This is a genomic window from Coprococcus sp. AF51-11b1, assembly GCF_027682785.1.
Taxonomy (GTDB): Bacteria; Bacillota; Clostridia; order Lachnospirales; family Lachnospiraceae; genus Allocoprococcus; species Allocoprococcus comes.
The window spans coordinates 110,137-133,923 of the sequence record NZ_JAQCZB010000004.1 but is presented as its reverse complement, the minus strand read 5'-3'; the positions used below and the strand labels follow the sequence as shown (position 1 = coordinate 133,923).

Genomic DNA, 23,787 nt, shown 5'->3' with positions numbered 1-23,787 from the left:
GCATCCAAGAGGATTATAAAGAGAGGAATCGAATATGGAAAAGATCTATGACGTAACCGCCTTAGGCGAACTGCTAATTGATTTTACAGAAAATGGAACAAGTGCACAGGGCAATCCGCTTCTGGAAGCCAATCCGGGAGGCGCACCATGCAACGTACTCGCCATGCTTGAAAAGCTTGGGAAAAAGACCGCATTTATCGGAAAAGTCGGAAAAGATATGTTCGGAGAACAGCTGAAAACTGCAGTCGAAGAAGTTGGAATTGATACACGGAATCTGGTAATGGATGAAGAAGTACATACCACGCTTGCGTTCGTACATACTTATCCGGACGGTGACAGAGATTTCTCTTTCTACCGGAATCCGGGAGCAGATATGATGCTGAAAAAAGAAGAAGTGGACGAAGATCTGATCCGCGGGGCAAAGATTTTCCATTTCGGAACACTTTCCTCTACCCATGAAGGCGTGCGAGAAGCAACCAGATATGCGATTGATGTGGCAAAAGAAGCAGGATGTATCGTAAGCTTTGACCCGAACCTCCGCCCGCCACTCTGGAAATCACTGGATGAGGCGAAAGCCGAGATTGAATACGGACTTTCCAAATGTGACATTCTGAAAATTTCAGATAATGAAGTGGAATTTTTGTTCGGAACCACGGACTATGATGAGGGAGCAAGACTGATCCGTGAAAAATATCAGATTCCGTTGGTACTCATTACCCTTGGAAAAGACGGAAGCCGTGCATATTATAAAGATCTCCGGGTAGAAGTTCCGGGCTTTGTCCAGGAGCATACGATCGAGACGACCGGCGCCGGAGATACGTTCTGTGCCAATTCCCTGAATTATATTCTGGAGCATGGAATGGAAGAGCTGACTGAAGAAAATTTAAAAGAGCTTCTCACATTTGCAAATGCGGCAGCATCCCTGATCACAACAAGAAAAGGGGCACTTCGGGTTATGCCGACCAGAGAAGAAATCAAGAACTTTATCCAGAATGTATAAAAAAGGAACCTGTTGTAAGACAGAAGAGAAGAACCTCTGCTTGACATCTTGTCCGGCAGAGGTTCTTATGCGCATGTTATAATATTTATTTTTTCTTATTCCAGACATGGATGCCTGCAAGGATTCCACCAATATACAGGATACTGATGAGTACCGTCGGATTCTCATGCAGACTGTATACTACAGCCACAATTGCAGCAAGGATCGCTGTCAGCATAAAGGCATTCATAATCCGTTTTTCGCGGATGTTGCGTTCCTGCACCTGGAGCTCATGACGCTTTTCTTCAAGCTTCAGATACTCAAGAAGCTGGTCATCCGGAATTTTTCCCAGGATATATTTTTCACGCAGATAATTCAGTTCTTTTGCTGTATGGAAAATGTGGTGGTGGAAACTTTTCTTTTCTCCGGTAAACGGATCTTTTTCGGAATCGTCAGAAGATTTGAAATTTTCCGATGAAAAATCCGTGTAAGTATTCTTTTTTTCCTCAGATGAAATGGTTTCTGCTTCAGGGGAATCTGGTTCCGGAGCTGGAGTTTCTTTGGGTGGTACATCAGTGGCTGTATGGATGTCTCCGGATTCGGAAACTGGTTCTGTAGAAAGCTTTGGATCAGAATCGGCAGATTCTGAGAAAGCTAAAATTTCAGACATATCTTAACCTCCTTCGATCATGAAAATGATCGATTTTCTTTTCTTATAGAATACCAGTTTCGTATAAAAATTTCAATTGACAGCGAGAGGAAAATGTCTGCTGAGGATTATAAGAAAATCTCATTTGGCTTTCGTCCAGATATTATTTTTATTGATTGCGCCTGTCGGACAGCCTGAAGACAGTTGCGCTTGCAGATATGATCCGGGATTATCATATGCAGCTAGAAAAAGAGAAATAATCTTTGTCAGTTGGAATTGTCAAAAAAAGAAAAATTTTCTATAATAAAAAGTGGAATAAGGATGTGTATACAGCATTTTTTATTTAACAGGAAATTCTGAAGGAACTTCCTGTTAAATAAAAGGCACCGTGTGCCGGAGATGTGCACTCGCGCGAAGATGAAGGATGTCGCAAGCGGTCTACGCTCAGCAACGCGCTCGGCGCGAGAATGTGCCAGGGCACATTCTTTTTTTAAGAAAATAAGAGTACGAGGAACAAAGGATGAATGAAAAATTAAAAGAAATGAGAGAAGCATGGAAAAATCTGTATGGTTCATTGTTCAAATGGATCGTTTTGTCCGGGGTGATCGGAAGTCTCATCGGACTGATCGCCAGCGGATTTTCCTATGCGATTGTATGGGTGACTTCGTTTAGACAGGCAAATCCGATGATCATTCTTGGGCTACCGTTAGGAGGTCTTTTGATCGTCTGGCTGTACAAAATTACCGGGCAGGAGAAGAACTCCGGAACGAACCTGGTTCTGACAGTAGTCCGGTCGGATGAGGAAGAGGTTCCGGGATGGGTGACACCACTGATTCTGATATCGACAGCGATCACACATCTGTTTGGAGGATCTTCCGGACGAGAGGGTGCAGCGCTTCAGTTTGGAGCAAGTGTAGGAAATGTATGTGCGAAATATCTGCATTTGAATGAAAGTGACAAGAAGATCATCATTCTGGCAAGTATGAGTGCCGCATTTTCAGCACTTTTCGGGACACCGATGGCGGCGGTTGTATTTCCAATGGAAGTGATCAGTGTTGGTGTGATGTATTATGCCGCGCTGGTGCCATGTGTATTTTCTGCATTTGCCGCACAGGGGATTGCGCTGCTTCTGAAAGTGAGGACCGTTACTCCGCCGTATTTGGTAGAATCGGTTCCGAATTTTTACAGTGTGGATTCGATCAAGGCGATCATTCTGGCAATTGCGTGTGCGCTTGCCGGAGCACTGTTCTGTATTGTGCTGCATAATGGGGAACATTATCTGAAGAAATGGTTTCCGAATCCGTATGTGCGTGTGGTTGCAGGGGCAGCAGGAGTGATCATTTTGTATTTTGCACTCAGAACGGATGCCTATCTGGGGCTTGGAACAGGTGTGATCCAGGCAAGCTTTAAAGAGACGGTAGGACCACAGATGTTCCTTCTGAAAATGCTGTTTACGGCACTGACGCTCTGCGCCGGATTCAAGGGTGGGGAGATCGTACCGTCACTGTTTATCGGGGCGACACTTGGTTCTTTTATGTCTACGATCCTTGCAGCACCGACAGATATCTGTGCGGCATGTGGAATGGTTGGTGTCTTTTGTGCAGTTACAAACAGTCCGATCACATCTCTTTTGATTGCAGCAGAGTTGTTTGGATTTAACGGGATGCCGTTTTACTGTATTGTGGTTGCGGTAAGCTATCTGCTTTCCGGATATTACAGCTTATATAAGGAACAGAAAATTGTTTATTCCAAAACAGAGAATAAATACGTGGATAAACATACGAAATAATCAAAAAACAAAAAGAAACAAAGTGAATTGATGATTTTAAAGCAAAAAAGCTGACAATTAACGAGAAAAAATTAAAAAATAGAAGAAAATACTTGAAAAAGTAAAGAACGTGTGCTAGTATCTAAAAATAATTTAGTAAAGCAAAGCGATGAAAGAGACTCTTGCTTCTGGAACTTGACAGGAATACGGCGTCACCGACTGAGAGCGCTGTTTGAGGAATGAGGTGAAGGGAACACTCTGGAGCAGATTATCTGAATGGAAAGCACAGGTGCTTTAGTAGGGTAATACGGTTCATGCACGTTACGTATGTAAGAGAGGAATCCCAAAGGATTCAATGCGGGTGGTACCGCGGATCATCAGATTATCCGTCCCGGAATACGAAAAAGTATTCCGGGACTTTTTTATTGCCATGTACATCAAAAAACAATCCGGAATACGAAGTTGACAAAAGCAAAACATATTTTAGGAGGATTGTGACATGGAATTTATGACAGGTGTAAAAGAAAAAGAAACGCTGGAACTTAGTGAATTACTGGAAGAGGGAAGACTTGGAGAAGAAGTGAAGGTAAATGGAGCCGTTCATACAATTCGTGACATGGGAACAGTCGCTTTCGTGATTCTGAGAAAACGGGAAGGTCTGGTCCAGTGTGTATACGAAGAAGGCGTTACAAAATTTAACTTGAAAGATTTAAGAGAAGCCGCTACAGTAGAAGTAACAGGAAAACTGACCGAATCAGAGAAGGCACCGAACGGAATTGAAATCCGTCTGAGTGAGATAAAAGTACTCAGTATGCCAAAAGACAGCCTTCCACTTGCTGTTTCAAAGTGGAAACTGAACACTTCCCTGGAAGCGAAGCTGAACTATCGTTCCATTTCTCTTCGGAACGTAAGGGAAAGAGCGAAGTTTAAAATTCAGGAAGGAATCGTAAGAGGATTCAGAGAGTTCCTGTATAAAGAAGGTTTTACAGAAATTCATACCCCGAAGATCGGAGCAAAAGGAGCAGAAGGAGGATCTAACCTCTTCCGACTGGATTATTTCCATCGTCCGGCAGTGCTGGAACAGAGTCCACAGCTGTACAAACAGATGATGGTTGGTGTTTTTGACAGAGTATTTGAGACAGGACCGGTATTCAGAGCAGAAAAACACAACACCAAGCGTCATTTGAACGAATATACCAGTCTGGATTTTGAAATGGGTTATATCGACAGCTTTGAAGATATCATGGCTATGGAAACGGGCTTCCTTCAGTATACGATGGAGCTTCTGAAAAAGGATTATGCGAAGGAACTTAAAATCCTGGACGTGACACTTCCAGATGTCTCTAAAATTCCGGCAATCCGTTTTGATGAGGCAAAGCAGAAGGTTTCAGAAAAGTACGGACGTAAGATCCGCAATCCATTTGATCTGGAACCAGAGGAAGAGCATCTGATCGGACAGTACGCAAAAGAGGAATGGGATTCTGATTTTGTATTTGTAACCTACTATCCGTCAAAGAAGCGTCCGTTCTATGCAATGGACGATCCACAGGATGAGAAATTCACACTCAGCTTTGACCTTTTGTTCCGTGGACTTGAGATCACGACCGGAGGACAGAGAATCCATGACTACGACATGCTGATGGAAAAGCTTGCAAAGCGGGGAATGACGGAAGAAGGACTGGAGACCTATCTGGATACATTCAAACATGGTATGCCGCCGCATGGAGGTCTTGGAATCGGAATGGAACGTCTGACAATGCAGCTTCTTGGTGAAGATAACGTCCGTGAGACAACCCTCTTCCCGAGAGATTTAAGTAGACTTACTCCGTAGAGACGAAGCTCCCTGGCTGGCAGGTAAAAAAGGAAGCTGACAAGAGGCAGCGGGGGAGGTCAAAATGAGACGAAGATGTTCCTTATGTGGAGGAAAATTAAACGGAAATATCTGCACAGAGTGTGGGCTTGACAATTCAAAGAATGATGATCAGTATGTGACACTTGGAAAATCCGGTCATGAAGAATCGCTGACACATATACATACGGAAGCGGAAAAGCCGTATGAAGGAAAGACCATGACTCGGGAAAATGTGCGTAAGGCGAAGAATGCAGATAAAAATGCAAAGAAAGCAGCTGCAAAAAAGGCGTCAAAGAATGCGGCAGCAGGAAAAGTAAATCCGGCGGGGAATGGATATTCTGCAGCAAATGCGAGCTACAATACCGCAGGCACAAGCTACAGCCAGACAGGAAACCAGAGTTACAGTTATACATCATCTTCAATGCAACAACGTAGCAGACCGGTAAAAAAGAAAAGGAAGCTTGGAAAGTTTCTGATCGGATTTGTGATCATTGCAGCATTTGCAGGTGAGCTTGGCGGAACGATCAGCGATGAAGTTCAGCATTATTTTGATGACTATACTCATGATGACAGTGACAGCTACACCGAGGAAGATCCATACAGTGATTTGCAGGAAGTGATGCCGGAAGAAGGAGAACTTTATGAAGTAGACCTGACAGCCGGAATTTATAAAGGCGGTGTACATCTTCCGCAGGGAACCTATACACTGACCTGCAAAAGTGGAAGTGGTCAGGTAGAGCTGACAGACAGCAAAAATAATATCTGGGTGCAGTACAATTTTGGTGATGACTACGATAATACGGAAGAAGAAGTCAGTGACTTTGAAGTATTTCCGGGATGTTATGTGATAGTAGAGGATACACTGGAGCTTCACATGACAGCAGAGAATGCACAGATGAATCTGACAGCAATTGCAAATCCGCTTACAGAATCGAAAACCGTATCGGATAAATTTACAGTAGGAAAAGACGTACCTGCAGGTGTCTATGATGTGAAATGTGTGGAAGGTTTTGGAATTTTTGATTATGACGTGACAGTAAGCGCCGGATACGAAAATTATATGGGAATGCTGATCGGTAATGAAGAGTCGGGATTTCCACAGGAGCTGAAAAATATTGTCCTGATCGATGGAACAGAAGTTGATCTGGAAGGACTTACAGTAGAACTTACACCGAGTGAGTGGATTGAATCGGAGGAGTACGAAAGCTTTTACGATAATTATTATTAGAAAGGACGAGTACAATGGCAAACAAGATTTCGGATGAAACAATCGAATACGTTGGAATCCTGGCAAAGCTGGAGCTTTCTGACGAAGAAAAAGAGCAGGCAAAGAAAGATATGGAAACCATGCTTGATTATATTGATACCCTGAATGAACTGGATACAGAAGGAATTGAACCGATGTCACATGTATTTCCGGTAAATAATGTATTCCGTGAGGATGTAGTGACAAATGGAGACAATCACGAAGCAATGCTGGCAAATGCGCCGCAGCAGAAAGAACAGAGCTACAAAGTACCTAGAACATTCGCATAGGAGGAAATCGAAAGATGGATTTGAAAGGTCTTACTGCCGTTGAACTTGGAAAAAAGATTCAGGCAAAAGAAGTTACAGTAAAAGAAGCAGTGGAAGCCTGCTTCGCACAGATTGATAAAGTAGAAAAAGAAGTCAACAGTTTTGTATCACTTCAAAAAGAAGCTGCCTTAAAAAGAGCGGAAGAAGTGCAGAAGCTGATCGATGACGGAACACTGAGCGGACCGCTTGCAGGAGTACCGGTTGCGATCAAGGATAACATGTGTACGGAAGGTGTGACGACCACCTGCAGTTCAAAAATTCTGAGTAATTTTGTACCGACATTTTCAGCAGAAGCAGTTCTGAACCTGGAAAAAGCAGGTGCAGTTGTGATCGGAAAGACTAATATGGATGAATTTGCGATGGGAAGCACGACTGAGACTTCTTATTATGGAGAGACAAAGAATCCGTGGAATCTGGAGCATGTACCGGGTGGATCTTCCGGTGGCTCCTGTGCGGCAGTTGCGGCTCTGGAAGTACCATATGCTCTTGGATCTGACACCGGCGGATCGATCCGTCAGCCAAGTTCTTACTGCGGAATCGTTGGAATCAAGCCAACCTACGGAACGGTATCCCGTTATGGACTGATCGCTTACGGATCATCTCTTGACCAGATCGGACCGGTTGCAAGGGACGTAACCGACTGTGCGACGGTTCTTGAGACCATCGCATCCCATGATGTAAAAGACAGCACTTCGGTAGAACGCCAGGACACGGATTTTACGAGTGCGTTGGTAAACGATGTAAAAGGGATGAAGATCGGTATTCCAAAAGATTATTTTGGAGAAGGTCTGGACGAAGAAGTGAAAAAACCGATTCTGGAAGCCGCAGAGGTTCTGAAAAATGCAGGAGCTGAGATTGAAGAATTTGATCTTGGACTTGTAAAATATGCGATTCCGGCTTATTATGTCATCGCATCAGCAGAGGCAAGCTCCAACCTGTCCCGATTTGACGGTGTGAAATACGGATACCGCACAAAGGATTATGAAGAGCTTCACCAGATGTACAAAAAGACCCGCTCCGAGGGCTTCGGACCGGAAGTAAAGCGCCGTATCATGCTTGGGTCTTTCGTACTCAGTTCCGGATATTATGATGCTTATTATCTGAAAGCACTCCGTACAAAAGCACTGATTAAAAAGGCATTTGACAGTGCATTTGCAAAATATGATATGATCCTGGCGCCGGCAGCACCGACGACAGCACCGAAGCTTGGAGCTTCCTTAAGTGATCCGATCAAAATGTATCTGGGCGACATTTATACGATTTCCGTCAACCTGGCAGGACTTCCGGGGATCAGTATTCCGGTTGGACGGGATGCGAAAGGACTTCCGGTTGGAATGCAGCTCATCGGAGACTGCTTCCAGGAGAAAAAGCTTTTTCAGGCAGCTTATACCTATGAGTGCCTGACAGAGAAAAAATGGGTATCTATGTACGACAAAACAGAAGCAGCCGGAAAGGGGGAAGCATAGATGTCAAAGCAGTATGAAACCGTAATCGGTCTGGAGGTTCACGTAGAACTTGCAACAAAGACAAAAATTTTCTGTGGATGCAGTACCGCATTCGGGGGCGCACCGAATACACATACCTGCCCGGTATGTACCGGTATGCCGGGCTCCCTTCCGGTATTAAATAAAAAAGTAGTAGAATATGCGATGGCAGTAGGACTTGCGACAAACTGTAAGATCACACAGGTGTGCAAATTCGACCGTAAGAATTATTTCTATCCGGATAACCCGCAGAACTATCAGATTTCACAGCTCTATCTGCCAATTGCGAGAGACGGCTATGTAGAGATTGAAGTCGGAGAGCAGAAGAAAAAAGTCCGGATCCATGAGATGCATATGGAAGAGGATGCCGGAAAGCTGATCCATGATGAGTGGGAGGACTGCTCTTTAGTAGATTATAACCGAAGTGGGGTTCCGCTGATCGAGATTGTATCGGAGCCGGATATGCGTTCGGCAGATGAAGTCATTGCTTATCTGGAAAAATTGCGTATGATCTGCCAGTATCTGGGAGCATCGGACTGTAAGCTTCAGGAAGGATCCATGCGAGCAGACGTCAATCTTTCGGTTCGTGAAGTAGGTGCTTCTGAGTTTGGAACACGTACTGAGATGAAGAACCTGAACTCCTTTAAAGCGATTACACATGCAATCGAGGGAGAGAGACAGAGACAGATCGAACTCATCGAAGAAGGAAAGAAAGTCATTCAGGAAACCAGAAGATGGGATGATAATAAAGAATATTCTTATGCAATGCGTTCCAAAGAGGATGCGCAGGACTATCGCTATTTCCCGGAACCGGATCTGGTGCCGATCGTGATCAGTGATGAATGGATCCAGAAGATCAAAGACCAACAGCCGGAGCTGAGAAATGAAAAACTTGCACGTTATGAGAAAGATTATGATATTCCACGTTATGATGCGGAGCTCATTACCGGAACGAAGAAGATGGCAGATCTCTTTGAGGCAACCTGTGCAATCTGCAACAAGCCGAAAAAGGTGTCCAACTGGCTGATGGTAGAAACCATGCGTCTGTTAAATGAAAACGGACAGGAGCCGGCAGATATTAAATTTTCACCGGAGAACCTTGCAAAACTGATCGAACTTGCAGACGCGGGAACCATCAACAGTTCTGTAGCAAAAGAGGTATTTGAAAAGGTATTTGCAGAGGATGTGGATCCGGAAAAATATGTAGAGGATCACGGACTGAAGACCGTCAACGATGAAGGTGCACTCCGCACACTTGCGGAAGAAGTGATTGCAAAGAATCCAAAGGCAGTGGAAGATTTCAAGGGTGGAAAAGAAAAAGCACTTGGCGCACTGGTTGGACAGATCATGAAGGCAATGAAAGGAAAAGCAAATCCGGGTATGGTTAATGAACTGCTCAGAGAAATGCTGAAATAAAAATCAGACTGACAGAAATCCTTTGCGGAATAAATAAAAAAAACGAGTAAATGTCATGTGAAAAGACATTTGCTCGTTTTTTATTACATATACTGTATCTGCTCTTTCGCCGGTTCCGATGCCGGATTTTCAAAGAATTTCTCTTTTTCCGTCACTTCCAGTACTTCTCCATGATCCATGAAGATCACCTGATCGGCAATTCGCTTTGCCTGAGCCAGATTATGTGTGACGATGACGAAAGTATACTGGTCTTTCAACTCCAAAAGTGTTTCTTCGATTGCAATTGTATTCTTCATATCCAGTGCGGAGCACGGCTCGTCAAGGAGCAGGATCTCCGGACCGGCACAGAGGCTTCGTGCGATAGCAAGACGCTGCTTTTGACCGCCGGATAATTTGAGGGCGGATTTTTTCAGTTGATCTTTGATCTCATCGTAGAGTTTTGCTTTCTGCAGAGACTCTGTAATTTTCTCAGCAATCTCTTTCTTATTACGGACACCGTGGTATTTCAGTACATAAGACAGATTCTTTTCGATACTGTGCGGGAAAGCGATCGGCTGTTGGAAAACCATGCCAACACGCCTTCTGAGTTTTTCTTTCGGAAGAGATTTGATGTCGGTTCCTTCTAAAGTAATTGTTCCTGAGAGATAGCCGCCTTCTTCTTCTACCATCCGGTTCAGGGTTTTCAGAAAAGTTGTTTTTCCGCAGCCGGACTGACCAACGATGGCTGTAATCTGTCCTTTCGGGATCGTCAGGCTGATTCCGTGAAGAATTTCGTGTTTTCCAAATCCACATTTTAGATTTTCTATATTCAGCATATCAGTTGTCCTTTCGTAGATAGGTGATAAATTTACATATTAACTGGATGATGAGTAGGAAGAGCATCAGTACAAATGCGGTTCCATAAGCATAATCCAGAGAAAATCCGTTGTTCACAAGGATATACAGGTGATATGGAAGTGACATGAACGGATCGGAGAGAGAATGCGGAACATCTGCCTGCATGACAGCTCCGGTGTATAAAATTGGTGCAACGGCACCCATGCCGTATGCCATTCCAAGCGCAACGGTTCCGAGAAGCTCTACAGAGCAGACCGGAAGGATCAGTTTCCGGAGGGCATACTCACGGGAAAGTCCGAGACTTAGGGAGTTCTTCATATATTCACGCCCCTTCTCTTCCAGAATCTTTTCTGCTCGGATTGCAACAAAAGGAATGATCATTGCTGCAACACACAGTGCTGAACACAGAAGGCTGCGGTTAAGTCCAAAACGGTAGATCAGAAGCGTATATCCAACCAGCCCGAACAGGATCGAAGGGATTCCGGAAAGTCCGGTGATCGCCATATTTACAAGGACGGAAAATCGTTTTCCGGTGCTGTAAAATACAAGATAAATGGCAGCGCCGATACCAAGGATACCGCCGATCAGTGCAGAAAGTGCGCCAAGGTAAATGGAACCCATCAGTGCAGGATAGATACCGCCTGCAGTTCCAAGTGGAACACCGGCAGGCTTGTCCAGAAGGAAGGACAGACTAAATACTTTTTTCCCTTTCCAGAAGACATAAAGGAAAAGGAAGAGTGTAACAACGATCACGCAAAGTCCGAGTATACTGAGAATCAGGCGTGTGAAAAATTTCTGCAGTTTAGTTCTCATGGGTGGCAAGCCTCCTTTTCAGAAGATAGCTGATACCGAGTACGATGAAAAGAATCACAAGCAGCACAGCATTTGCAACGTAAAGTACGGAGAGGTGAAGGCTTCCGTATTCAATACTTCCCATTTCCAGTGCGGTGAGGGCAGGAAGTGTCTGACCACGTCCAAGGAGTTTGGGATAAATCGGGGAATTACCGATTACCATCATGACGGCCATTGTCTCGCCAAGTGCGCGGCCGAATGCCATCATTGCACCTGCAATGATTCCCGGCCGGATTGCCGGAAGAATAAAATGCAGCAGGGTAAATTCTCTGGAGAATCCAAGTGTGATCGCACTGAACTCGTAAGTCTTTCGTGCAGTCTGTAAAGATTCATGACAGGTGGAAATAACGAATGGTAAAAGCATGATCCCCAGCACGATCCCGGCTGCCAGGATACATTGACCGGCTGCCATATGGAGGTGGGTGGCAAAGGCTTTTACAAGAACCGTAAGTCCGATAAATCCGAAGATGACGGACGGGATTCCTGCAACCAGATCGATGAACGCAAGGAATAAGGATGCCACCTTTTTCGGAAGGTAATAGTCCAGAAAGCAGGCACAGGCAACGCCGAAGATGAGTGCGAGGACAACTGCGATCGCTGAGACATAAAGGGTACCGGCAATCGCAGGTAAAAGTCCGTACTGCGGTTTCTGACTGACAGGGCGCCATTCAGTGGTAGGCAGGAACATTTTGATTCCAAGCTGTGAAATGGCAGGAATACTTTCCTTCACAATATGGATCATCATGACTGCCATCAGTGCCGTTACGAGAAAGGCAGCCAGATAAATGATTCCTTTGCTGAATTTATCTGAAAGTTTCTTAAACATAGTAAATCCTTTCTAGGTATGATGCAGGACAGACAGCGCTGTCCGGATACAAATCAAAATTGACCCCTGGGATTAACCAGCGACATATAGCAAGAAAAAGGGGTGTGTCTTTGCACACCCCTTCAATATCGGAAGATTATTTCATAGGAATGAATCCCATATCTTCTACAGTTTTCTGTCCTTCATCACCAAGAACGTAATCAAGGAAAGCCTGCTGTACATCTGTCGGATCACCAGAACCTACAAGAAGAAGTGGTCTCTGGATGATGTAAGATCCATCAAGAATGTTTTCTTTTGTTGCAGCAACACCGTTTACTTTCAGTGGAGTTACTTTTCCTTCATTCTGGTTAGCAACACCAAATGAAGCATATCCGATTGCGTACTGGTTATCAATGATATCCTGAACAAGTTCACCCATAGAAGAAGCCTGGATCGCATCCGCTTTTACTTCTGTGTCACCCATGATATTCTTCTGGAATACTTCGTGAGCTCCACCGTTGATATCACGTGTAATAACAACAACTTCTTCGTCAGGAAGAGATGAGTCAAGATCTTTCCATGTAGCATATTCGCCGGAGAAAAGTCCTACGATCTGTTCCGTTGTAAGGTTATCAAGAACATCATTTACCGGATTAGCCGGGTTTACTGCGATCGTCAGAGCATCGATACCAACCTGGTATTCTTTTTCATCTTTGATTGCTTCTTTTTCTTCATCCTTTACGCTTCTTGCAACCATACCAAATGTTGCAGTTCCATCGATAACGGCTTTGGTTCCCTGTCCGGATCCGCCTGCTGAAACGTAGATTGCGATATCTTCTTTTGGAAGAGATGAATCATATGCATCCCATGTTCCATAAGTATCAAAGAAAGTAGTAGCCATAGAAGTGATAACCGGTGCTAAAGTAGAAGATCCGTTAAATAAGATCTGGTTACTTTCTGTATCGGCAGAAGCTTCTGTCTTTGCATCCTCTTCTTTTTTGCTGTCAGCAGAATCTGACTTACTGCTTCCGCATCCTACTGCCATAGATGATACCATAGCAAGTGTAAGAGCGATTGATAAAAATCTCTTTTTCATTGTATGTATTCCTCCCTGAATAAAATTTACATATCCAAAATAAGAATTTAACATTCTTTTAATAAAATGTATGTTGCATGGACAACATTTTTTATAGATAATTTACATGAATGATATAGAATATATCTATACACTAAATATATATGGAAGGAATGGAAAAGCCATGCTATACTGTACATACGAATATGTGTTTGGTTTTTATTCTACGGGAACTTCCTGTGAAATAAAAGGTATTGCGTGCCATAGGTGCACATTTTTTAAATTATGGAGGAATTCATGACGGAAGAAATTAAAAAGCTGATCATTTATACAAGAAAAATGAAGAAAAGGGAGCCGTTGTACCGGGACTACCCGGAGGAGTTCCGGGAAGAAATCCGGGGATATCTGGAAAGCAACCATATTTCCAGACTCTATGCACATCAGGTTGAGATGTTTGAAAAGGTCAGAGCCGGAGAAAATGTGGTTATTACGACTTCGACGGCAAGTGGAAAGACGCTTGCCTTTCTGCTCCCGGTATTGCAGGAAATTCTGGAAGACCCGCTGACACGTGCGATTTTTATTTACCCGACCAAGGCACTGGCAAGTGACCAGTACCGCGCGATGCAGTCGATTTTGAAATTTTTCGGAGAGGGAAGAGTTTCAGCAGGCGTGTACGATGGAGATACCAAACCTGCCGAGCGGACAAGGATTCGCAAGAGTGCAAATATTATCCTGACCAATCCGGAGATGCTGAACTCGGCATTCCTTCCGAATCACAGCAATTACGGGTTTGACGCGATTTTTGCAAATTTACGATATGTAGTGATCGATGAGCTTCATTTTTACCGCGGTGCTTTCGGAGCACATCTGGCAAATATTTTCCGGAGAATGCACCGGATTTGCCGGTATTACCATTCGAATCCGCATTTTCTGTGCAGCTCCGCGACGATCGCCAATCCGGTAGAGCTTGCCGAAAAGATCTGTGGAAGCGGATTTACGCTGATTGACCGGGATGGATCGCCGGCACCGGAGAAGGAATACTGTATTATCCAGCCGCCGGAGATCAAGGGGAATAATGACAAAGTATACGGAAGGATTGCGGCGTCAACCGTGGCAGCAGGACTGATACCGGAGCTGGTGGAAGAGGATCATCATTTTATCACCTTTGGACGATCCAGAAGAAATGTAGAAGTTATTCTAAAAGAAGCAAAGGATAAATTAGATGCTGCCGGATTTCTTGGAATGGCGCGGGTGGGCGGCAAGAATCCGGCAGATCTGATCGCAGGATACCGTGGCGGTTATACCCCGCTGGAGCGAAAAGAGATTGAGCGGAAGATGACGGAGGGAGAACTGACCGGGCTGGTATCGACGAATGCACTGGAGCTTGGGATCGACATCGGAAAGCTGGATGCAACTGTGATCGTCGGTTATCCGGGGACAAGGGCGTCCTTCTGGCAACAGAGTGGACGTGCCGGACGAAGCGGCAGTGCCTGTGTCAATTATCTGATCCTGGAAAATGAACCGTTTGACCAGTACATTGCCATCGATCCGGAATGGCTGTTCTCAAGAGAAAGTGAAAATGCGATCGTGGATCCGGACAATCTTCTGATCGAGCTTGCACATCTGCGCGCAGCGGCTGCTGAGATGCCCCTTTCACTGGATGATATTGCGCTTTTTCCGGATCTTGGAGAAATGATCCCGGTGCTTTTAAGCGCCGGAGAAGTAAAAAGTCTTGCCGGAAGATTTGCCTGGGCGGGACCTGCATTTCCGGCAGGGGATTACAGCCTGCGTAATATGGACAAGACCAGGTTCAAGCTGCTCGCGCAGGAGGACGGACATGAGATCACGGAGATGGACGAATCCCAGGCATACCATGAGATCCATCCGGGTGCTGTATATATGCATGATGGTGCATCCTATGAGATCACGAAGATGGATCTGGTCAGCCGGACAGCTTACGCCATTCCGTTTACAGGGGATTATTATACGGTACCGGCAGGACAGGAAGAGACGCGTATCCTGCATGTATTTCAGGAGGACGCGTATCAGAGGACGGAAATCCGTTTTGGAGATATCAATGTAAACGAAATCATTGCCATGTACAAGAAACTGCAGTTCCATAACCATCAGAATCTGGGCTATGTGACGCTGACACAGCCGCTTCAGAAGGATTATGGCACGGAAAGCACCTGGCTTACGATGCCGGAGAATGTTGTCAGAGTCTACCGGAGTCTTCTTTTGCCAAATCGGATGGGAGAGCTGGTGCTGAACAATCATTTTGACGGAATGCAGTATGCGATCAAGAATGCGGTAATGATGGTGACGATGACGGAGCGGGATGATATTGATGTGACCATGTCCAACAATGCGACTATTCCGGATGAGTTCCGGGAGGAAAAGGTGTCCCTCTTCATTTATGACAAATATGAGGGAGGACTTGGTTATTCGGAGAAGATCTATGATCTGATTCCGGAAATTCTGGAAAGTGCGATTAAAATGGTCAGCGGCTGTCCGTGTGAGGATGGCTGTCCGGCATGCGTAGGTGACTACAATCTGGATAAGAAGACGGTTCTGTGGGGACTTGATAATCTTCTGGAAGAGAGCGAACCACCGGTTTATCTGAAGAAAAATATCAAAGAGCCACAGCCTGTGATCCGGAAAGAATTTTCTTTTTTCAATCTGCCGGATGAGTGGGAGAAGGTCTGTTATGCCGTGGTCAAAAATGGCGAGGCAGGCGGGCAGTTCCTGAAGACCATTAAAAAAGTCAGTACAGAAGGACACAAGCTGATCCTGACGATGGAAAATGAATTTTATGCAAAATGGCTGATGGAGCCGGATAACCTCCAAAGTCTGACCAATACCTTGCGGTATCATGTGATCTGTCCGGCGGATATGCAGATCCGGGTACGGTATGAAGCGAAAATGGATGAGCAGGAGAAAAAAGAACGACAGAAGAAGAGAGACCGTTTGCAAAGGCGATATGATGAACAGCTTGGAAATGAATAATATAGAAGAAATAAAAACTTTAAATCCTTACCAGCAGGAGGCGGTGCTGGATGAAAGCCCGGCATGTCTGGTAAATGCAAATGTAGGGAGCGGAAAGACAACAGTGCTGATCGAGAAAGTGCGGCATCTGCATGAGAAAAAGCAGGTTTCGTATGAGAAAATGGCAGTGCTTACCTTTACCAACAAGGCGGCAGATGAGATCGCAGAACGTCTATCCAGAAAAGAAGCAGAGCTTACGGAAGAAGAACTGTGGGGATTTGGAACCTTTCACAGTGTTGCCTTAAGGATTCTGCGAAGATTTCTTCCGGAAAAGGCAGAAGACGGAACAAAATTGGAAGAATGGAACCGGGAATTTACCGTTATCACACCGGAAGATGAAATGGAAATGGTGCTTGCCATCGCAAAAGAAGGCGGTTATAAGATCAAATACCAGAACCGTCTGAAAAAGCGGATGGAAGAGGATTACGCGGCATATCGGAAAGGAAGAACACAGGGAAAATACAAAGATGATCTGTTTCAGATCTTTCCGCTTCTTGAGAAGGCAAAAAGACAGCAGAATAAAATGTCCTTTGCAGATCTTCTGGAAGAAGGAACGCAGGTGGCAAAAGAGCAGGAAGAGGTGCTGGATCTTAAGTGGATCATTGTCGATGAGGTACAGGACAGTGACGAAAAACAGCTGAAATTTCTGGAGGCGTTAAAAGGCACACAGACCCACTTTTTTGCGGTGGGGGATCCGAATCAGGTGATCTACAGCTGGAGAGGAACCGGACCGAATATGTTCTTCCTGATTAAGCACAGATTTGGCGCAAAAGAACTGACTCTGCCGGTTAACTACCGGTCCGATGAAGTGATCCTGGAAGCGGCGAACCGTTTTCTTCAGTTTGGAGGAAAGATTGAGGGAAGTGGCGAAAGAGGGGAGAAGATTCTGGTAAGGAATCATTATGATCCATTTATCGAGGCAGAGTATCTGACAGAGCGGATCCGTGAGCTTCATGAGCAGGGACTTCCTTACCGGGAGATTGCGGTTTTCTACCGAGTGCAGAAGCAGGCAGAGATTCTGGAAAAAGTATTTGAAAGAGCAGAACTTTCTTATGTTCTTCCGGCAAAACAGAAAGAGGATGAGGATCCGGTTCCGGAAAGACCTCATATGATCCGGGAGTATGTTGCAGAAGGGAAGCTGAATGCGGTTTCAGGCGAACATACGATGGAAAAAGCGGCAGATACAGAACGACAGACGGAGGAAGAAGACGCAGTTCATCTTATGACACTGCACGCCTCAAAAGGTCTGGAATTTGACTATGTATTCATCATCGGAATGAATCAGGGACTGATTCCGCTTCGCTGCAAAAGCATAGAACAGGAAGAAGAGGAGCGCCGTCTGTTCTTCGTAGGACTGACCCGTGCAAGGAAGAATCTGGAACTTTCCTATTATACAAATCCGACGATCCCGGGGACATATGAAACACCAAGCAATTATCTGCGGATGCTACCGGAGGAGCTGCTCGACTGGGAAGAAAAGCCGGGAAGTGAGTCGCGGAAAGCGAATCTGCAGAAACTGCGGAAAGATACGCGGGAGCTGATCAGGGAGAAAAAGCAGGAGGAAGAAGAACAGAAAGAAACACGGAAGCCAGAGCGAAAAGGCAGACATCCGAAGTACGGGGAAGGGGAGATTATTTCTGAGGACGAGATGATGATCGAACTGGAATTTCCGGGATATGGAAAAAAACAATTTCTGAAAGCATTTGGCGAAGTGGAAGTTTTGAAAGGCTTATAGAAAATGGCAATACAAATTGTTTGCTGAAAGAATTTATCAATAAAATATTTTTTCATGAAAGGGCATATGGAAGTGAATTTTTTTTCACCTCTATATGCCTTTTAAAAGAAAAGTGAACATTTATTCATAGAATTATCGCGATAATTTTATTATAATTTCAATAAATTTTATGAATATTTTATTTATTTCTAAGGAGGTAGCAATATGGATGCTATGAAAATCGCCAACAGTATACCGATGTGGATCGCCTGTGGAATCCCGGTAATACTCGTTATCGCACAGGCCCTGATCTTTGCAAAAAAATCTTATTCGGCAGGAAAGAAGATCGGACTTACAGAAAAGCAGATGAAGAACGCAATCAAGAGCAGCGCGATCACTTCCATTGGACCATCTATTGTAATCTTAAGTGGAATGCTTTCCCTTCTGATCACTGTTGGAGGACCGATGGCGTGGATGAGACTTTCCCTGATCGGTTCCGTTATGTTTGAATCTATCGCAGCAGGTTTTGGTACTGCATCAGTTGGTGTACAGCTTGGAGCAGATACACTGACACCACTGGCACTTGATATGGCAGTATGGACCATGATCCTTGGATCGATCGGATGGATCATCTTTGCAACTATTTCTGCAAGCCGTATGGACAAGGTACAGCACAAAATTTCAGGTGGAGATCCGGCAAAACTGATGGCAATTTCAAGTGCGGCTATCATTGGTGCATTTAGTTCAATGTCATCTTCTCATCTGATCAAGCTGAATAAAAACTCAGTTGCCTGCGTACTTGGAGCTGTATTTATGGCAATACTTTTAACCATTTCAGAAAAAAAGAATATCAAGTGGCTGAAAGAATGGAATCTTACGATTTCAATTCTGGCAGCAATGATCATCACAGCCGTGATTTAAAGGAGGAGCGAACATGGAAAAAAAAGATTTTTATGAGGGCGAATATATGCCGCAGATGCATAAGATTGGTAAACTTACCGGATTGCTTGGAGCTGTATTATCTTTCCTGCCGGCACTTGTACTGGCAGTTGTGTACGGACTTCTTCCAAAACCTGCTGCACTTGCCACCGCATTTATTTCTGCAGCAAGTGCATTTGGATTTCTCTGGGTTGTAGAACCGATTTCTTACTTTACCGTACTTGGTCCGGTAGGTACATACATGGCATTTTTGTCAGGAAATATTTCCAATATGCGAGTTCCTTGTGCTGGTATGGCTCAGGTCGCAGCTGACGTTGAACCAGGAACAGAAAAAGGTTCGATCGTTTCAGTAATCGGTATGGCGACATCCATCGTCATCAACGTATCTGTGCTGACGATCGGAGTTATCCTCGGAAGCTCTGTACTTTCAGCAATGCCGGCAAGTGTGATAGAGGCATTGAATTATCTGCTTCCGGCACTGTTTGGTGCCCTGCTTATGCAGTTTGGACTGAAAAGAATCAAATTTGCAGGTGGTATGCTTGCATTTGCAATTCTCATTGGTATTGCAATTAACGCAGGTCTTTTCAACTGGCTTCCGGGAGCAGCAAACTATCTGACAACTCTTGCAAGTGTATTTGTAGCAATCGGTGTAACACTTGCAACTTATGGAAAGAAAAAAGAAGCCGGAAAGTAAGAATAGTGTATAATTGGATGGAAAAGGAGAGGTAGATATGACGAAAAAAGAGATGCTTGGGCAGATGGAGGAACTTAGGTCTACCTGCGTGGACATCTGCACTAATTTATGGAATAATCCTGAGAGTGGCGGGAATGAGCAGAAGTCAGCGGATATGATCCGTGAGCTTCTTCATCATGAAGGATTTGTGATTGTAAATGAAGAACATCTTCCACATGCGTTTTATGCAGAATATGGAAGTGGCAAACCGGTGATCGCTGTTCTTGGAGAATATGATGCGCTTCCGGGACTTTCCCAGAAATGCCAGATCACGAAAGAGCCGGTAACACCGGGTGCAGCAGGACATGGATGTGGACATAACCTTCTGGGCGCAGGGGCTGTGACAGGAGCGATCATGATCAAACGGTTTCTTGAGCAGGAAGGAATTCCGGGAACCTTAAGATTCTATGGATGCCCGGAAGAAGAATTGCTAAGTGGAAAAGTAAAAATGGCATATTATCATATGTTTGACGGATGCGATATGGCACTGAGCTGGCACCCGATGTCTGCAAACATGATTTATGATGAAGGATATCTGGCGAGTGCATCTGCGAAGTTTTATTTCAAAGGAAAAACTTCACATGCAGCATTTGCGCCGGAAAGAGGTCGGAGTGCGCTTGACGCAGTGGAACTTATGAGTGTAGGCGCCAACTATTTAAGAGAGCATGTAGTTGACAAGGCAAGAATCCACTATACTACAGACAGTGGCGGATTTTCACCGAATATCGTGCCGGATAAAGCAAGTGCATGGTATTTTACAAGGGCTCCGCACATCAGCGATGTAAAAGACATTCTCCGCAGACTGACACTTGTGGCAAAAGGTGCTGCAATGATGACAGAGACGGAGGTTGAGACCAAAATTGAATATGGCTGCTGCGATATGGTCAGCGAAAAATCATTTGCGGATCTGACATGGAAGAATCTGCAGGAGGTCGGAACACCAACTTATACGGAAGAGGAAATGGAATTTGCAAGACAGTTGCAGGCTACCGTTGATCCGGCTATCAAAGATAGAGATCAGAGAATGTATGAAGCAAAAGAAAAGGCATTAGCAGATGGTGTTGTTTCCAGAAATGCCTGGGAAAAAGCACCGCTTACTGCTTCTTCGGACAGTGGAGATGTGAGCCAGATGATGCCGATGAACCTCTTTACTGCAGTTTGCTGGCCGGTTGGTGTTGCACCGCATACCTGGCAGAGCTGTGCATCTGCCGGAAGCACGATCGGACAGAAAGGTGCATTTTACGCAGCGAAAGTCATTGCAGCAACAGCATATGACCTGTATACACAGCCGGAACTGCGAAAAGAAATTCAGGACGAATTCGATGCGCAGGACAGAGAACCATATGCACCGATGTATGAGGGTGAATAAGAACAAGAAAAAGTAAAGAAAAAAGATCCCGGAGCCGTGAGGTTTCCGGGATTTTTATGAGGAAAAAAAGTAAGTGTGTGACTGGATTTGACAAGAATTTTCATGAATGTTACACTGAGAAAATAGGAGAAAAACAGACTGTGTGAGGGGGATAAGTGCAGTCAGGCAGGAGACAGAAATGGGTATCGCAATACAAGAATTATTATCGCAGGACTATTTTAAGGATTTTTACGTTCTGGCGGGGGCAAAGGGACTGCACCGTGAGATCCAGGGAATCACAGTTATGGAGGCGCCGGATGCATTTCACTGGACAAAAGGGAAGGAACTGGTACTTTCATCAGGGTACGTTATTGCAAAGGAACCAGATTGTATTGAAAAAGCATTCCGGGAGGGAAGTGTCCAGAAATCAGCGGGAATGATGATCAAAAGAGAACGATATCTGGAGAAAATACCGGAGGAGATACTGGAGCTTTTTGATCAGTATGAGGTGCCCCTTATCTCCATGCCATTTTCAGCACCATGGATGGAAGTGATGAGCCAGATTAATACTGCTGTGCTGAACCGGACCATACGCAGGCTGCGGATCAATACCAGTCATATGACATTTCAGATGTCGAATTTTTCATATAAAGAGCAGAAGATCAAGCGGATCCTGCAGGCGATGGAGGCTGAGATGGGTTTCCCGGCATTTTTATATGATTTTGTAGAAGAAGAGGCGTATTACAGTTCGATGAATTTTCAGAAGATAGCGAAAGGATTCGGACTTGAAACAGAGGATTTCTGGGAGCCGTCAATGCCGTATACCCGGCATACGCTTTGTGATTACATGGACATGGTGAGATACCGTCTTGTGAATCAGAGTCACCAGGAGGGACCGAGAATCAGCTGGATACGGGTCCCGATTTCTGTAAATGGAAGTGTACAGGCGTATTTTGCCGTGATGGAAGCGCGGGAATTCCTGGATTATTATGATGAATACAGTATCCGGATTGCCTATCTGATGCTGCAGGGATTATATGAGCAGATCGTAGCGGCGCAGAACATGGGAAATATCGGATTTGAGAACTTTGTGTTATACGCTTTGAGTGCAACGGAAGATGATACACAGAAGATGATGTTTCAGGCGAATGTACAGGGAATTTCCATGAGTACAAAATACAGGTATGTATTGTTCCGGCGCGCGGACAATCAGGAAGAACTTCCAAACCGGAGAAAAGAGATCCTTGAGGCTTACAGGAAAAGCAGTCTGATCAAATATGCCAGAATCGCAATGATCGGAGAAAATGTGGGAATTCTTTTTTTGGAGGACAGAGAAGAAGACTGGGAGAAAGGTCATATCCTGGCACTTCTGGAAGAATTCCGGAGAAGAGTTCTGAAGAGCTGTCCGGAGACGGCACTGGAATTTGGTTATTCACTGGATGCCGCTTCTCTTGGACGTATCCGTCAGAGCATAGAGAAATGCCAGAAAGCACTGAATATGGGGAAAATGATTTATCCAAGCCTTTTTGCATGGGAGTATTCTCAGCTTGGTGCACTTGCATGGCTGGATATTCCGGAAGAAGAGCTTACTCATATGCTCTCGGCTTACAGTGTACTCCTGAAAGATGAAAAGAATATCGAGCTTTTAAAGACTTTAAAAGTATATCTGGAAAATAATATGAACTACAGCGCAACAGCTGAAAAATTATATGTACATATCAATACGATCAGGAAGAGGATCGACAAGGTAAACGAACTTCTGCAGATTGACTGGAGCGATAATATTGCACGGATGAATGCAGAGCTTTTACTGCGCTTTTTGAATCTGGAAGAAAAAATTTAACGTTTCCTTGAACAAGAATTGATGATTTTCAGGGCAAAAGATGATACAATATATATTGTGTGAAAAAAAAGACAAAAAGGGAGATGCCTATGCCAAAGAAACAGAAGGCAAAGATAAAGCAGAAAAATAAGTGCTCTGAAAAGCTGATCCGGACAGAGGCTGCAAAAGAGATTGCAGAGATAGACTGTTCGCTTCAGGATCAGAAGTATCAGCTCAGATGCAGAGCTGCAATCGATCTTCTTACAGCAAAGTTGAATATGATAAATGCAGATCTTTCGCGCAAGAAACGCCATGTTGTGATCAACCAGATCAGCAGCAGAGTGAAGACGGCAGAGAGTATTTATACAAAACTGATCCGGAAAGGCCTGGAGCCGGATTTTGACACGGCAAGAGCAGAACTGAAGGATTTGATCGGAATCCGCGTGGTCTGTCCATTTGAAGATGAAGTGTACGAGGTCGCAGACCGTCTGAAAGCGCAGGGAGATGTACAGATCATCCGTGAGAAAGATTATATTAAGAATCCCAAAAAGAACGGATACAAGAGTCTTCACATGATCGTGGAGGTCCCAATTTATTCATCCAAAGGACCACTGAAGGAAAAGGTGGAGATCCAACTCCGTACGGTGGCAATGGATTACTGGTCTGTGCTTGAGTACCAGATATTTTATAAGAAGACAGAGAATGAAGAGGTTGCAAAGGAATTAAAAACCTATGCAGATGAAATATCTGAGCTGGATGCAAAAATGCTGAAACTCAGGGATAAGATTGAAAAAATGTAGTAGAAACACAGGGAAAGAATGTGCGAAGGCGCATTCTTTTTTTGATACAATCAGGAAATCAATTGCATAGGCATTCCAGTTAGGTTATAATCTA

Annotated in this window: 19 protein-coding genes; 14 read left to right on the top strand and 5 right to left on the bottom strand. The window is 44.6% G+C overall.

What is annotated here, in order from left to right; genetic code table 11:
• Positions 1-34: 34 nt before the first annotated feature.
• On the top strand, positions 35-1,000 hold the full coding sequence (locus tag PGY05_RS06015) for a carbohydrate kinase family protein (protein ID WP_055247651.1): 966 nt from the start codon (positions 35-37) through the stop codon (positions 998-1,000).
• A gap of 85 nt (positions 1,001-1,085) precedes the next feature.
• On the opposite strand, the gene PGY05_RS06010 is transcribed toward PGY05_RS06015, so the two are convergent.
• Positions 1,086-1,649: a hypothetical protein gene (locus tag PGY05_RS06010; protein WP_270475518.1), complete on the bottom strand. Its 564-nt coding sequence runs from the start codon at positions 1,647-1,649 to the stop codon at positions 1,086-1,088.
• Between the two features lie 499 nt (positions 1,650-2,148).
• Between PGY05_RS06010 and PGY05_RS06005 the strand changes: the two genes are divergently transcribed.
• From PGY05_RS06005 to gatB, 6 genes are all read left to right on the top strand, one after another.
• Entirely contained in the window at positions 2,149-3,417 is a 1,269-nt protein-coding gene (locus PGY05_RS06005) for a chloride channel protein (protein WP_270475517.1), read from the top strand.
• A gap of 478 nt (positions 3,418-3,895) precedes the next feature.
• The gene (gene aspS, locus PGY05_RS06000; protein WP_022220804.1) at positions 3,896-5,227 is read left to right on the top strand and encodes an aspartate--tRNA(Asn) ligase; all 1,332 of its coding nucleotides are present in this window, start codon (positions 3,896-3,898) and stop codon (positions 5,225-5,227) included.
• A gap of 64 nt (positions 5,228-5,291) precedes the next feature.
• Positions 5,292-6,476 carry a hypothetical protein gene (locus tag PGY05_RS05995; protein ID WP_270475516.1) on the top strand — a complete coding sequence of 395 codons (1,185 nt, stop codon included), beginning with the start codon at positions 5,292-5,294 and terminating at the stop codon, positions 6,474-6,476.
• 14 nt (positions 6,477-6,490) lie between these two features.
• On the top strand, positions 6,491-6,784 hold the full coding sequence (gene gatC / locus PGY05_RS05990) for an Asp-tRNA(Asn)/Glu-tRNA(Gln) amidotransferase subunit GatC (RefSeq protein WP_008373126.1): 294 nt from the start codon (positions 6,491-6,493) through the stop codon (positions 6,782-6,784).
• A gap of 14 nt (positions 6,785-6,798) precedes the next feature.
• Positions 6,799-8,289, top strand: coding sequence for an Asp-tRNA(Asn)/Glu-tRNA(Gln) amidotransferase subunit GatA (gatA, locus tag PGY05_RS05985; RefSeq protein WP_117834676.1), 1,491 nt, complete (start codon positions 6,799-6,801; stop codon positions 8,287-8,289).
• A complete protein-coding gene (gatB, locus tag PGY05_RS05980) occupies positions 8,290-9,723 on the top strand; it encodes an Asp-tRNA(Asn)/Glu-tRNA(Gln) amidotransferase subunit GatB (protein WP_117557128.1) in 1,434 nt (477 codons plus the stop codon). It abuts the gene before it with no gap.
• 83 nt (positions 9,724-9,806) lie between these two features.
• Here the strand turns inward: gatB and PGY05_RS05975 are convergent, their stop codons facing one another.
• The 4 genes from PGY05_RS05975 to PGY05_RS05960 form a co-directional block, all read right to left on the bottom strand.
• Positions 9,807-10,538, bottom strand: coding sequence for a phosphate ABC transporter ATP-binding protein (locus PGY05_RS05975; RefSeq protein WP_270475515.1), 732 nt, complete (start codon positions 10,536-10,538; stop codon positions 9,807-9,809).
• A gap of 1 nt (position 10,539) precedes the next feature.
• Positions 10,540-11,373: a PstA family ABC transporter permease gene (locus PGY05_RS05970; protein WP_008373141.1), complete on the bottom strand. Its 834-nt coding sequence runs from the start codon at positions 11,371-11,373 to the stop codon at positions 10,540-10,542.
• Positions 11,363-12,238: a phosphate ABC transporter permease subunit PstC gene (gene pstC / locus PGY05_RS05965; RefSeq protein ID WP_008373142.1), complete on the bottom strand. Its 876-nt coding sequence runs from the start codon at positions 12,236-12,238 to the stop codon at positions 11,363-11,365. The genes PGY05_RS05970 and pstC overlap by 11 nt, the downstream gene beginning before the upstream one ends.
• Positions 12,239-12,374: 136 nt before the next feature.
• Positions 12,375-13,313, bottom strand: coding sequence for a phosphate ABC transporter substrate-binding protein (locus tag PGY05_RS05960; protein ID WP_270475514.1), 939 nt, complete (start codon positions 13,311-13,313; stop codon positions 12,375-12,377).
• A gap of 276 nt (positions 13,314-13,589) precedes the next feature.
• Between PGY05_RS05960 and PGY05_RS05955 the strand changes: the two genes are divergently transcribed.
• The 7 genes from PGY05_RS05955 to PGY05_RS05925 all read left to right on the top strand — a co-directional run bounded on the left by PGY05_RS05955 (position 13,590) and on the right by PGY05_RS05925 (position 23,693).
• Positions 13,590-16,298, top strand: coding sequence for a DEAD/DEAH box helicase (locus tag PGY05_RS05955; protein WP_270475512.1), 2,709 nt, complete (start codon positions 13,590-13,592; stop codon positions 16,296-16,298).
• A complete protein-coding gene (locus PGY05_RS05950; protein WP_270475511.1) occupies positions 16,219-18,072 on the top strand; it encodes an ATP-dependent helicase in 1,854 nt (617 codons plus the stop codon). Before PGY05_RS05955 ends, PGY05_RS05950 begins: the two co-directional genes overlap by 80 nt.
• A 204-nt stretch (positions 18,073-18,276) precedes the next feature.
• Positions 18,277-18,972 carry a DUF5058 family protein gene (locus PGY05_RS05945; protein WP_008373153.1) on the top strand — a complete coding sequence of 232 codons (696 nt, stop codon included), beginning with the start codon at positions 18,277-18,279 and terminating at the stop codon, positions 18,970-18,972.
• A 13-nt stretch (positions 18,973-18,985) separates the two neighbouring features.
• The gene (locus PGY05_RS05940; protein WP_008373154.1) at positions 18,986-19,684 is read left to right on the top strand and encodes a hypothetical protein; all 699 of its coding nucleotides are present in this window, start codon (positions 18,986-18,988) and stop codon (positions 19,682-19,684) included.
• Between the two features lie 37 nt (positions 19,685-19,721).
• A complete protein-coding gene (locus tag PGY05_RS05935) occupies positions 19,722-21,092 on the top strand; it encodes an amidohydrolase (RefSeq protein ID WP_195255923.1) in 1,371 nt (456 codons plus the stop codon).
• Positions 21,093-21,270: 178 nt separating this feature from the next.
• Positions 21,271-22,914 carry a PucR family transcriptional regulator gene (locus PGY05_RS05930; RefSeq protein WP_195255922.1) on the top strand — a complete coding sequence of 548 codons (1,644 nt, stop codon included), beginning with the start codon at positions 21,271-21,273 and terminating at the stop codon, positions 22,912-22,914.
• 89 nt (positions 22,915-23,003) lie between these two features.
• Positions 23,004-23,693, top strand: coding sequence for a GTP pyrophosphokinase (locus PGY05_RS05925; protein ID WP_270475510.1), 690 nt, complete (start codon positions 23,004-23,006; stop codon positions 23,691-23,693).
• Positions 23,694-23,787: the final 94 nt, after the last annotated feature.